The 13997-nt window shown below is 44.8% G+C and carries 8 protein-coding genes; 6 read left to right on the top strand and 2 right to left on the bottom strand.

The features are described from left to right. Positions 1-409 precede the first annotated feature (409 nt). The 5 genes from nirB (at position 410) to FTU82_RS03755 (ending at position 10385) form a co-directional block, all read left to right on the top strand. The gene (gene nirB, locus FTU82_RS03735; RefSeq protein WP_218947726.1) at positions 410-2956 is read left to right on the top strand and encodes a nitrite reductase large subunit NirB; all 2547 of its coding nucleotides are present in this window, start codon (positions 410-412) and stop codon (positions 2954-2956) included. A gap of 24 nt (positions 2957-2980) precedes the next feature. Then, positions 2981-4591 (top strand): nitrite reductase small subunit NirD, encoded by a 1611-nt coding sequence (gene nirD, locus FTU82_RS03740; RefSeq protein WP_180101022.1) that lies wholly within the window; start codon positions 2981-2983, stop codon positions 4589-4591. A gap of 305 nt (positions 4592-4896) precedes the next feature. Beyond that, positions 4897-5706, top strand: a complete 810-nt coding sequence (locus FTU82_RS03745; RefSeq protein WP_005170868.1) for a formate/nitrite transporter family protein — start codon at positions 4897-4899, stop codon at positions 5704-5706. A 65-nt stretch (positions 5707-5771) separates the two neighbouring features. Beyond that, a complete protein-coding gene (locus tag FTU82_RS03750; protein WP_180101023.1) occupies positions 5772-7502 on the top strand; it encodes a bifunctional protein-serine/threonine kinase/phosphatase in 1731 nt (576 codons plus the stop codon). A gap of 687 nt (positions 7503-8189) precedes the next feature. After that, a complete protein-coding gene (locus FTU82_RS03755; protein ID WP_180101024.1) occupies positions 8190-10385 on the top strand; it encodes a TonB-dependent receptor domain-containing protein in 2196 nt (731 codons plus the stop codon). 75 nt (positions 10386-10460) lie between these two features. Here the strand turns inward: FTU82_RS03755 and FTU82_RS03760 are convergent, their stop codons facing one another. Both FTU82_RS03760 and FTU82_RS03765 read right to left on the bottom strand, forming a co-directional pair. Continuing rightward, positions 10461-11069, bottom strand: a complete 609-nt coding sequence (locus FTU82_RS03760; protein WP_005170876.1) for a MarC family protein — start codon at positions 11067-11069, stop codon at positions 10461-10463. 30 nt (positions 11070-11099) lie between these two features. Next, positions 11100-13136, bottom strand: a complete 2037-nt coding sequence (locus FTU82_RS03765; protein ID WP_159138107.1) for a choline transporter — start codon at positions 13134-13136, stop codon at positions 11100-11102. 260 nt (positions 13137-13396) lie between these two features. Here FTU82_RS03765 and betI point away from each other — a divergent pair, with 260 nt between their 5' ends. Then, complete coding sequence (betI, locus tag FTU82_RS03770) at positions 13397-13984, top strand: transcriptional regulator BetI (protein ID WP_180101025.1); 588 nt, start codon at positions 13397-13399, stop codon at positions 13982-13984. Positions 13985-13997: the final 13 nt, after the last annotated feature.

Consider the following 13997-nt stretch of genomic DNA (forward strand, 5'->3'; position numbering starts at 1 on the left):
CAATTTGGTGCATAGCTTTAGGGATTTCAGCTGATAGCTGATCAAAATGAAGCATTTAGGTAGATCATCTGCCTGGAATAAGGCGTTTTCTTGTTGGAAAAGTTGGCATGATTTCTGCATTTATTAAATCGTCAAAGATGACTTTCAATACTAACAACGGCCAACGATGTCCGTTCTGATCGTAATTGCACTTTCAAGGAGTGTGATTGGTATTTCGTTCAGCACAGGATAAATGACATGGTCAGTTGTTCAGCAATACAAAACGCACAAGCGTTTCAACCCTTCCTCCAGCATTACAAAGCGCTGGGTTGCGGTATTTACAACATATTCAATCAGCAGACATATCAATGCCTAGACGTGATATGCGGCTTTTTATCATCTTTAAAAAAACAATAGTTGGAGTGCAGATATGAAAATTCTCATGATTGGGCATGGCATGGTGGGGCATAAATTCATCGAATCTGTACTGGAACAGGCCGGTGATGACATTGAGCTGACCATTTTGGCAGAAGAGCCACATTTAGCTTATGACCGGGTACATTTGACTGAATATTTCAGCGGCAAGTCGGTCAAGGATCTGAGCCTATGCCGTAGTGATTTTGCCGATGCCTATGGCATTGATTTGCGTCTTAATACCAAAGCAGTTGAAATTGATCAGCTCAATAAAACCGTCACCACCAGCCAGGGTGATGTGCTGAATTTTGACAAGTTGATTCTTGCTACCGGCTCTTATGCCTTTGTACCGCCAATCCCGGGCAATGACCGTCAGAATTGCTTTGTTTATCGTACCATTGAAGATCTGGATGCCATTCGCGCAGCCAGCCTGAATGCCAAAACCGGTGTGGTAATTGGCGGTGGTCTGCTGGGTCTGGAAGCAGCGAAGGCTTTGCGAGATCTGAATCTGGAAACCCATGTCGTAGAATTTGCTCCGCGCTTGATGGCGGTGCAGATTGATGATCTGGGCGGCCGGGTACTGCGCTCTAGAATTGAAGACCTTGGTGTCAAGGTGCATACCCAAAAAGCAACCTCATCTATTGAAGATGGTTACAACGCTCAGCATGTAATGAAGTTCGGAGATGGTTCGGTACTTGAAACCGATATCATCCTGTTCTCGGCCGGTATTCGTCCGCGTGATGAACTGGCGCGCCAGAGCGGCCTGCTGATTGGTGAGCGTGGCGGCATCATCATTAATGATTATTGCCAGACCTCACATCCGGACATTTATGCCATTGGTGAATGTGCACTTTGGGACAATAAAATTTATGGTCTGGTTGCACCGGGCTATGACATGGCGCGGATCGCGGCAAAACATGTACTGGACCAAGAGAGCCATGCATTCGCTGGTGCCGACATGAGCACCAAGCTCAAACTGATGGGTGTGGATGTTGCTTCTATTGGTGATGCACACGCCATGTCACCAGATGCCTTGAGCTATTTCTATGCTGATGAAGCCGCGCAGGTTTATAAAAAAATCGTGGTGTCAGCAGACAAAACCAAGCTGCTGGGCGCAGTGCTGGTGGGCTGTGCCAAAGAATATAGCGATCTTCTACAAATGATGCTGAATGGTCTGGCTGTACCGGAGCAACCAGAAAGCCTGATCATGCCGGGCTTTGATCAGTCAACTTCAAAATCAGGTGGTAGTGGTATTGATTTATTGCCTGACAGTGCGACCATCTGTTCCTGTAATAACGTTTCCAAAGCTGATATCTGTTCAGCCATTGATGGCGGTGCAACTTCATTGGGTGCACTGAAAAAATGCACGCAGGCTGCAACGGCGTGCGGTGGCTGTGCGCCACTGGTGACGCAGGTTCTCAAATCTGAATTACAGCGTCAGGGTGTCACGGTGAACAATCACCTGTGCGAACACTTTGCCTATTCACGTCAGGAACTGTATCACCTGGTACGCGTGCATGAAATCAAGACATTCTCTGACCTGATTCAGCAACATGGGCACGGCATGGGCTGTGATATCTGCAAACCGACCGTAGCCAATATTCTGGCATCCTGCTGGAATGATTTTGTTTTAAAACCTAGCCATGCCGGTTTACAGGATAGCAACGACTACTATCTCGGTAATATTCAGAAAGATGGTTCCTATTCGATTGTGCCGCGTGTTGCAGGTGGCGAGATTACTCCGGATGGCCTGATTAGCATCGGTCAGATTGCCAAAGATTATGGCTTATATACGAAAATCACGGGTGGACAACGGATTGACATGTTTGGTGCGCAGGTACATCAATTACCGGAAATCTGGGGAAAACTGATCAATGCCGGTTTCGAGTCCGGACATGCCTACGGCAAATCCTTACGTACCGTGAAATCTTGTGTGGGCAGTACCTGGTGCCGTTTTGGCGTCGATGATTCTGTCGGCTTGGCGATTTTTCTGGAAAACCGTTACAAGGGCCTGCGTTCACCGCATAAAACCAAAATGGCCGTATCCGGCTGTACCCGTGAATGTGCCGAAGCACAAAGCAAGGATGTGGGGGTGATTGCCACGGAAAAAGGCTGGAATTTATATGTCTGCGGCAATGGCGGTATGAAGCCGCGCCATGCAGAACTGCTGGCTTCAGATCTGGATACTTCCACACTCATCAAATATATCGACCGCTTCTTTATGTTCTATATCCAGACGGCGGATCGTCTACAGCGCACCAGTGTATGGCGTGACAATATGGAAGGTGGGCTGGATTATCTGAAAGATGTCATTGTGCACGATTCGCTTGCCATTGCGGCTGAACTGGAAAGCCGTATGCAGCATGTGATTGGCACTTATCAGGATGAATGGCGCACCGCGATTGAAGATCCAGAAGTACGCAAACGCTTTAAAACCTTTATCAACGCCAAAGCAGCCGAGCAGAATGACCCGCATATTCAGTTTGCACCTGTACGTGGTCAGATCCGGCCAAAGACTGACGCTGAACGTGATCTCAACCGTATTCCAGTGGTTGAAGCCTAAACACCACAGTCAGGGAGAATGAAAATGACAATTTTAAAAGATATGAACGAACTGAACTGGTACGAAGTCTGTCATCTGGATGAGATCACCCCGAATACTGGTGTTGCAGCTTTGATTGAAGATCAACAGATTGCAATTTTTCGCGTGGGTCAGGAACAGCGGGTGTATGCGCTCAGCAATCAGGATCCGTTTAGTCTGGCCAATGTCATGGCACGTGGCATTCTGGGCGATCTGCAAGGTGAGCGTGTAGTCGCATCCCCAATTTACAAGCAGCATTTCAGTCTGGTGACCGGCCGTTGTCTGGAAGAGCAAGATCAGAAATTACTGGTATTTCCAACCCGAATTGAAAATGGCACAGTCTTTATCAGCCCAACTGCACAAAAGACCTATATTTCCAGTAATGGTCAAAACACAGAGCGTTTAAAACTGGTATTGGTCGGGAATGGGCTGGCGGGTATGCGCTGTCTGGAAGACTTGCTGGATATGGCGCCAGATCGTTATGACATTACCGTGATTGGGGAAGAGCCATGGGGCAATTACAACCGCATCATGTTGTCACCGGTATTATCTGGTGAGAAAAGTTTTGCCGAAATTATGTTGCATTCAGTCGACTGGTATACTGAAAAAGGTATCCGTTTTATTGGCGGAGATGCAGCACTCTCTATCGACCGCTCACGCAAACAGGTGCATACCGGAAAAGGCGAAATGGTTGCTTATGATCGTCTGATCCTCGCCACTGGTTCCAAACCCTTTATACCGCCAATTCCAGGTGCTGAACTTGAAGGCGTGATGAGCTTCCGGGATATTCAGGATGTTAACCGCATGCTGGATTACTGCAAAACCAAGCAAAATGCCGTCGTCATTGGCGGTGGTCTGTTAGGACTGGAAGCCGCATATGGCTTGAAACAGCGAGGGATGAATGTAACGGTGCTACATCTGATAGACCGTATTATGGATCGTCAGCTGGACATGAAAGCCAGTCAAATGCTGAAGAAATCAATTGAAGAAAAAGGTATTAGGATTATCACCAAAGCCAACACCGAAGAGCTGCTCGGTAGTGATGGTCACGTGACTCAACTGCGCTTAAAAGACGGGACAATGCTGGATGCCGATTTGGTAGTTTTTGCCGTCGGGATTCGTCCAAATAAAACTCTGGCTGAACAGGCTGGCTTGCGCTGTAATCGTGGGGTGCTGGTGAATGACACCATGCAGACCTATGACCCGAGTATTTATGCGGTGGGTGAATGTATTGAGCATCGTGGCCAGACCTTTGGATTGGTTGAGCCATTATGGGGACAGGCCTTTATCTGTGCGACTCATCTGGCTGAACATGGCCGACTGACCTTTAAGGCACCGACTGTTCCGACCCAGCTTAAGGTCAGCGGATGTGACGTATTCTCGGCAGGTAATTTTGAACCGACTAATGATTTCGAAGATATCGTGCTGAATGATGAGAAGCGTCAGATTTATAAACGGATCATCATTCAACAGGACAAAGTCATCGGTGCGGTGTTGTTTGGCGATACTGAAGATGGGGCATGGTATGCCGAACTGATTGCAGATCAGACACCAATTAGTAATATCCGCAGCAAGCTGCTTTTTGGTCGGGATTTTGCATTAAGGAAAGTAGGCTAATCGGATAAAGCTCTCCAGCCCTTCTTTAGCAAAGGAGGGTTGGGGAGGATTAAATTTTAGGCTTGCTCATTCAGAAATTATATTGCTGGATAAGCCTTCAATTGTAGGTTGGTGCAACAAAGCCAATTACATTTAAAAATATGGCACGTTATTTGCTGATCTATTTAGTAAATATGGCAACGGCGCCATGACATGATTGATCTGCTTAAATAATGCAAGGCAAAGACGCCTAGGGTTGAAATAGACCTTAGGCGTCTTTTTATTTAATAACAGGCAAGAAATTTTTATATAAAGGGGATAAAACTATGGCTTATCTTGCTCCTGCAGAGTTTGCAAAAAAAGTAGTCGATGCTGGTGAAGCAAAACTGCATATGGCCACACGTGATGTTGTAATTCGTGCATTTATGGCCGGTGCGATTCTGGCGCTGGCAGCAGTATTTGCGGTGACGATTGCTGTACAGACAGGGGTGCCACTGATCGGTGCACTGTTATTTCCAGTCGGGTTTTGCATGTTATATCTATTGGGCTATGACCTGCTGACCGGGGTATTTGTATTGACTCCTTTGGCCTGGCTAGACAAACGTCCAGGGGTGACATGGGCGCGTATTTTAAAAAACTGGGGTCTGGTGTTTTTAGGCAATTTTATTGGATGTTTAACCGTCGCGATCTTGATGGCGGCGGTCTATACCATGGGTTTCGCAGCTGAACCAAACGAAGTCGGCGTGAAAATTGCTCATATTGGTGAAGACCGGACTTTGGGTTATGCCGAATATGGCTTTGCTGGCTGGATGACCATCTTTATACGCGGCATGCTGTGTAACTGGATGGTGTCACTTGGTGTGATTGGCGCCATGATGTCAACAACTGTAAGTGGAAAGTTCATTGCCATGTGGATGCCGATCATGCTGTTCTTTGCCATGGGATTTGAGCATTCTGTCGTGAATATGTTCCTGTTCCCATTTGCCATGATGATGGGCGGTGATTTCTCGATTACAGACTATTTCTTGTGGAATGAATTACCGGTAGTGCTGGGTAACTTGGTTGGTGGTTTAGCTTTAACTGGTTTGGCGCTGTATACCACGCATGTCCGTACAGGTGATAAAAAAGAATTTTAATTTGAGCATGATATTTATGTCTTGAAATTGAAGGGATCGATTCGATCCCTTTTCGAGTGTCTACAATGAATAAAAAATTAAAAATCAGTATCGGACAATATTCTTCCGCCGGAATCAAAGCACAAAATCAGGATTTTTATGGCATTTATATTCCTGAAGGCCATGCGCTGAGCAGCAAAGGTATTGCCTGTGCCATTGCAGACGGGATTAGCAGCAGCAATGTCAGCCATATTGCGGCAGAAACGGCGGTCAGTAGTTTTTTATCCGATTATTATTCAACTTCGGATGCATGGAGTACTCAAACTTCAGCTGCTCGGGTGATTCGTGCGACCAACTCTTGGCTGTATGCGCAAACCCAACAGAGTCAGGGACGTTTTGATAAAGATCATGGTTATGTCTGCACCTTGAGTGCACTGATTTTGAAACAAAACAGGGCACATATTTTTCATGCAGGTGATGGCCGTGTTTATCGCATTCAAGCCCAAAGCATTGAACAGCTGACCATTGATCATCGGGTTCGTTTATCTTCAACCGAGCATTATTTAAGTCGTGCTTTAGGTGTAGATCATCGGATTGAAGTCGATTATCAACAACTTGAATTATGTGAAGATGATTTGTTTCTCTTGATGACCGATGGTGTCTATGAATTTATCGATATACAGCAGATCTCGGATATGCTGCAGCAAAAACAAAATCTGGATACTATTGCCCAATCTATCGTCGAACTGGCCTTAAAGCGCGGCAGCGATGACAATCTCACCATTCAAATCATCCGAATTGATGCATTAGCTCAAGAGAAAAGCTTTCAGATTCAGGAAAATATTTTATTTCCACAGCAACTCAGTCATGGTGATTTGTTTGAAGGTTATCGCATTCATAAAATCCTGCACCAAAATCATCGCAGTAGCCTTTATTTGGCGCAGGATGCAGCCACACAAGCTCAGCTGGTCATTAAAACCTTGTCTGTCGATTTGCAGGATGACCTGAAAGCAGTGGAACAATTCCAGCTGGAAGACTGGGTATCCAAGCGTTTAAAACATGAAAACCTGATGCACTACTATCCGCATACAGGCAGTAAAAAGTTTTTATTTCAAAGTTATGAATACTTGCAAGGGGAAAGCTTAAACCGATGGCTACATCGTCAAAAAACTGCTTTAAGTTTAAAACAACTGATTCCGATTATTGAACAGGTGGCCAAAGCACTGAATGCCATGCATCGACTTGAAATGCTGCATCAGGATGTACGGCCAGAAAATGTCATGCTGCTTGAACCGATTGATGCTTTGAAAGTAAAACTGATTGATTATGGATCGACGGCAGTTAGAGGGCTGGTCGAACTGAATCCTAAACATGCAGATGTGCCTTTGGGAACGTTGGCATTTATGGCACCAGAGTATTTTATAGGGCGCTCACCCTCGGTAAAATCAGATCAGTTTTCACTGGCAGTGATGAGCTATTATTTATTGACCCGGCAATTGCCTTATGGGACAGAGCTGGCGCGCTGCAAGACCGAAAAAAAATTAAAAAAGGTACGCTATCATTCACTGTCTGAATATCGTCCGGATTTGCCCAAGGGTTTGGATGCGATTTTTAAAAAAGCACTGTCAATTCGTCCAGAGCAACGTTATGAGGCACTTTCAGCATTTATCTATGACTTGAAACAGCCTGATCTTGAATTAAAAAAATCTGTTTCACGTCCTGTGATTGAGCGTCATCCCCTGACATTCTGGAAATGCTGCACCGCGATTCTGTTTATCTTATTGCTCTTGGTCTTTTCCTTATATTTTATGAAATAAAGCTCTTTAACAGGATTTGAATTATATTTTTTGGATTGTTAGCAACAAGTTCGGAAATGTTTGGCATATTATTCAGTCCAAATATCTGCTTATTCTATGTGCAGGTTTTAATGAAACAGTTGCTGTTTGCATCACTTTATGTTCACGCTGTTTTCACCCTTTTTCTGCTCAATGAGTGAATAATTTTTGAATATGAGTCAGGTTGAGTCTGATCCAAAATTTATCCTTTAGCCCAGATCCAAGATCCAGTGCTCAGTAATTTTCTCAAAATATATAAACGACTGTGGGCTCGATCCAAGACGATGCTATGAGCTAATTCAAATCGATATGCTACTCAATTTCAGTGAGCTTTGAATATGAAGTAACTGGTTTAGTCCACTATGAATTTAACGCAGTATTACATTATGCCAACTGGAAATACATGTTTGCAGAATTAAATAGCATATTATTTAATATCAAATACTTAATTATTAAGTTCTTGGAACTTGTGAGGATGTGGTGGCTATCTTGCAAGTTGTATAATCAAAAAATACCAAAATTACATCAAAAAATATACGCTGATCAGTCAGTTTTTTGGCAGAAAATAATGCCTTGATTCGGCATTGTTCATTTATGCTACAGCATAATTTTTAAAACCAGAATCCCTCTAGGATTAGGATCATGTATACAGGATTGTATAAACCCGATATGAGCACGAGAACAATTCCGCTGAACAAAAAACCGCTAAGCTTGATGATCCTTTCAGTTCTTTCCAGTGCTGTCTATGCTGAAACATCTCGCAGCCAGCATCCTGTGCAACAACTCAACACCATCGTGGTCAGTGCTGAACAGACAGATCCGCAGCAGCAATACCAGACCGAGCTTGCGCAAACCTCAGGTGGAACCAATTTTATTTCAGCCCAGCAGCTTGAACATCAACATATTGCAAATAATGCCGATGTATTTCGTCTGCAACCCGGTATCTATGCTCAATCCCCGGGCAATGAAGGCGCCAAAGTGTCTATCCGTGGCTCGGGTATTAACCGGACATCAGGTGCGCATGCCTCTGGTACCTTTGTGCTGATTGATGACATTCCATTTACCGGGCCGGGCGGCACCGCTTATGAATTACTAGAGCCTTGGTGGATTGATCATGTCGGCGTCTATCGCGGTGCAAACGGTTTTAAACAGGGGGCGCTGGCGCTAGGCGGAGCGATTAACTATAAAAGCAAGACTGGTGCCGAGCAGAATGGTTCTGAACTGAAGTATGAGGCAGGCAGTCATGGTTATCAAAAATATCAGTTCAGTACCGGCCGTAAACTGGATCAGCTGGATTATTATCTGGCACTAACGGGTAACCAGTTTGACGGAATTCAGGATCATGCCAAAGGTGATGGCAAAGGCCTGGCTTTTAATCTCGGCTACCAGATTAGCCCGGACATTGAAACCCGTTTTTATGCCCGTTACCGCGAAAGCAAACATCTGACACCGGGGCGTATTACCCAGGAACAATTAAAAAACAATCCTGAAGTAGCTGATCCTAATTTTGTAGGAATTGATGCCAAACGTATCCAGCCGGGCAGTACCTGGCTCGCCAACACCACCACCTGGAATTTACAGGATGATGCAAAATTGACTGCTAGTCTGGCATATCATCATTATCCGTTAGACTTACGTGAAAGTCGCTATCGTACCAATGTCGATTATGAAGATATTACTGCACGTATTCAGTATGAAAAGCCCTATCAATTGTTAGGTCTGGAACATCAGGGGCGTATTGCCTTACGGAGTACCACCCATCGTCCAAACAGTGGTGTAACGGAAACTTTAAGATTTAATACAGAAATTGGTAATCAAACATATCCGGCAGATACGGTCACACGCCGTTATACCTATCGTGGTTCAGACAATGTATTGCAATTTGATCAGCAGACGGCGCTCAATGACCAGCTCTCCCTAGATCTGGGTCTTGCAGCAGTCTATGCCCATCGTGAAAGTGAAGTGACTTATGCAAATATTATTCCTGATCCAAATTCAGGTCCTTATGTAGATCCTAAAGTCAGTCGTTATGAATGGAATTTTGCTCCTCGTATTGGCCTAATGTATCAGCCGAATGACTCTGTACAATGGTTTGCCAATTTAAGCCGCAGCATCGAACCAGCTCATCCTTGGGCGATGGCATGGTCATCACCTTATTACTATTCTAAAGAAAGTGGGGCTGCATCAAATCGAGTACGTGCACCAATCTATTTAGAAACGCAAACCGCTAATAGTCTTGAAGTGGGTGGACGTGGCCAATCAGGCTTTGGCGATTGGGCGCTCAGCTATTATTATTCTAAAGTTAAAAATGAACTTTTAACGTCTGAAATGATTAAGGATTATGGAGAGGGTTCAAGCAAAAATGAAAGAATCAGTGTAGAAGCAAATGCCACACCAACCATTCATCAAGGCGTCGAACTCAGTTTGGATACACCATTGCATGAATTTAAATATGGCGAATTACGCTTGCAACAGGCCTATACACTGAGCGATTTCCAATACAAAAATGATCCGCTGTATGGCGAAAACCAGTTGCCGGGAATACCCAAACATTTGTATCAGGCACAGCTCAGTTATGCCATGCATAATGGTTTTTATATCGGCGTGAATACCGAATATGCGTCCAAAATGCCGCATGATTATGCCAATAGCCGCTTTAGTGATGATTACCAGATTTGGGGCATTGATCTCGGTTATGCACCAGAACACCAATCATGGAAAACCTGGATCAATTTCAAGAATATCACCGATGAAAAATATGCTGCTGTGGTGATTCCAGGTCTAAATGATCAAGGGAAGGATGTGGCGCGATCTTCGCCAGGCGAAGGATTCTCGACCTATGCTGGTGTGTCTTTCAAGTTTTAAACTTGAAACTGTTACAAGCGTAAAGAAAAGAGCGGAGATTAGTCCGCTCTTTTTTATATATGATTAATTCAACCATTAACTTTGGATAATTCCAGTCACGCCAGTGACAATCATATCAATCGCAATGGTACCGATCAGCAGTGCAGCAACACGCCCGACTATATCCACATATAAATCTATGTAGTTGGAATATTTATGCTGCAAATGATCATGCAGATATTTCATCAGAATCAGCAGGCTACAGGTCAAAAACAGGGTAAGAAAAATCACCAGCATGGTTTGCCATAAACTGAGCTGAATTCCAGTAATCACCGCCGCTGAAATGGTGCCCGGCCCAATCATAAAGGGCATGGCAATGGTGCCTGCCAGATGATGAGGTGCGCCGCGCATCACGCCAATGGTATCGGCACCTTCAAAGACATAGCGATAACCAATCACCAGAAAAATGATTCCGCCAAAAATCTGGAAGGATTCAAAACGGACATGCAGTACTTCCTGAAAAAAGGCTTCACCGGTCTTGGCAAAAATAATAAAGACGATAAAGCTGATCAGGCTGCCCTGAATCAATGCCATGTTAAAGACTTTGGCTTCGGAATTACGGATAATTCCGAGCATATAAATACTCATCAAAAATGGATTGAGTAAAGAGAAGAACAGGGCAAAGGCATGTAAGCTTTCTGACATTATCGATTCCTTCTAGGGCCTTGGACGGTATTAATTTTCACGGTCTGGAAACAGCGGGCGTGTACCCGGACTGATACGGTTAATATGCAGATACATCATATGACGTTCATATTTATCCAGAATGTCGTTAATGACCTGTTCCTTGCTATAACCGACCAGATCATTGCCTTGCGAACCTTCAAACAGATAGCTTTCCAGACGATAGTAATAACGTTTGGCACGTTTCCCGCGCGAACTGAAGTTTGGGGTGTCATAACGCACCGGCCAGATTTCATAAACAAAATTTTCTTCTTCATCGAGCTGAATAATCAGATCCAGATGATAGAGTTCCGGTTCATCCTCTACCGGTTTTTCCTGTACATCAACATGCACACCTTTAGTGATGAGTTCGGCTGCAACAGCCTCAATAGCCGGTTTGCACACCTCATTTAGCATGCTTCGGGTCTGGGGCAGGCTTGGATGTAACATCACCCGACTCAGCCGTTTTTTCCAGTTAAAGATGTCCACGTTTCCGACCACAGGTGCCGCATTCATACTGGTACTGGCCTGACGGAAATCTTCCAGACGCAGGGATTTATACAGGCCCGCCATGACAAAGAAAATCACAAAGCTAAAAGGCAGTCCCATAATAATGGTGGTGTTTTGCAAGGCTGTAACACCGTTGGCCATCAGCATCGCCAAAGTCAGCAAGCCAATCGCAATGGCCCAGAAAATACTCAGCCAGCGCGGTGAATCATGCTCGATATTGGTAAATTTAGTGGTGAAATTCCCCAGTACCAAAGCGCCAGAATCCGCAGAAGTGACATAGAACAACAAACCGGTAATGGTCGCGATCCCTGCGATAAAGCTAAAGCCAGGATATTGCGCCAGCAAGTCATAGAAACCATGTGCCGGATTTTCCAGGACTGTGGTCGCCAGTTGAGTATTGCCATCAAACATGACGCTATGGAGTGCACTATTACCAAAAATAGATAACCAGGTCAGGGTAAATAATAGGGGAATAATCAAGGTGCCGGCGACAAACTCACGGATGGTTCGTCCACGTGAAATACGCGCCAGAAACAGCCCGACAAAAGGAGACCAGGCAATCCACCAGGCCCAGAAGAACAAAGTCCAGCTATTCATCCATTCTTTAGGTTGCTCAAATGGAAAACTGGTTAAGGACAGCTTTGGAAACTGACTGATATAGTCACCAAAGTTCTGAATCAGGGCGGCCAGCAAGAATTCGGTATTGCCCATCATTAAAATAAACAGTAACAGGCCAATCGAGACATAAATATTAATTTCTGAAAGGACGCGGATGCCTTTATTGACCCCGGAGGCAACAGAAATAATGGTAATAATCACCGCGACTGCGATTAATCCGGTCTGTACCCACAGGTTTTCCGGTAAATCAAACAGCACATGCAGGCCGTAATTGAGCTGGACCACACCAATACCGCAGGTGGTCGCAATACCGAAAATCGTGCCGAGTACTGCCGCAGTATCGACCGTATGCCCAATCGGACCATGAATCTTTTTACCAAAAATCGGATAGAGTGCTGAACGGATGGTCAGTGGCAGGTTATAACGATAACTGAAATAGCCCAGGGCCACACCTATCAGTGCATACATGCTCCAGCCAGTTAAACCATAGTGGAACAGGGTCCAGACCATGGACTGGCGAGCCGCCTCGAAAGTCTGGCCTTCACCGACGGGTGGATTCATATAATGCGAGAGAGGTTCCGCCACCGAGAAGAACATCAGGTCAATCCCGATTCCGGCAGAAAACAACATGGCTGACCAGCTTAATAAACTAAATTCAGGCTTGGAATGTTTAGGCCCTAATTTAATTTCCCCATAACGTGAACAGGCAATAAAAATAATAAACACCAGATACAAAGTGGCAGCCAGCAGGTAATACCAGCTAAATGTACGACTGACCCAGTTCAGAATATTGGTGATGACCAGATTGGCCTGTTGATTGAATAAAATCGTGACGAGAGAAAAAAGCAGAATAAGTGTTGCTGAAACATAAAACACCACTTTATTCAGACTATCCTGCACTTGTTCAGTTTTCTTTTGCATAAATCTGTGACCGTAGTTTTATTGTCATGTGATTTACAGCGCAGTTCGATTTGACACAGGGTTCGACACTTAAAGAGTCAAAGCCGAATCAATTACAAACATTTGCAAATCCAAAACAAACTGCGCTGTACATCTGAGGTTGCTAGGCACTATAATTTTTATTAATTGATCGTTCAATTAAAAAAACGTTTTTTAATGTTACCTCATTCTGCTATTGCAGCATGAGTCCGATTTATAGATTCGTTATTCAGGTTAGTCTTATGCCAAAAGTTGGTATGCAACCGATCCGCCGTCAACAGCTTATTGACGCGACCCTAGCTGCTGTAAATGAACTAGGTTTTGCAGAAACCTCAATCAGCCAGATTGCACAACGTGCCGGTGTTTCGACCGGCATCATAAGCCATTATTTTGGCGGGAAAAATGGCCTCATTGAAGCAACAATGCGTTATTTATTGCAGCAGTTAGGTAAAACCGTGGCAGAGATGCAGACCCAGGTGGATGCCACACCTGAGCAACGTTTGCTTGCCATTGTACGGGGTAATTTTGCTGCACCTCAAACCAATAAGGCCGCTATGAAAGTCTGGCTGGCATTTTGGGCGAGCAGCTTGCATCAACCGGACTTGCATCGGTTGCAACAGGTTAACCATTACCGCTTACATTCCAATCTTAAATACGAATTTATGAAAGTGCTGTCCCAATCAGAAGCAGAAACAGCGGCTCAAGGACTGGCTGCACTGATCGACGGATTCTGGTTACGCGGCGCACTGATCAGTGGCGAGATTGATCCAGAAATGCCGGTCGAACTGTGTAGCCAGTTTATCCAGCAGCAATTGAAATCACACAAATAGGCGAGGGAATTAC

This window comes from Acinetobacter sp. YH12151 (assembly GCF_013418355.1).
Classification (GTDB): Bacteria; Pseudomonadota; Gammaproteobacteria; order Pseudomonadales; family Moraxellaceae; genus Acinetobacter; species Acinetobacter pseudolwoffii.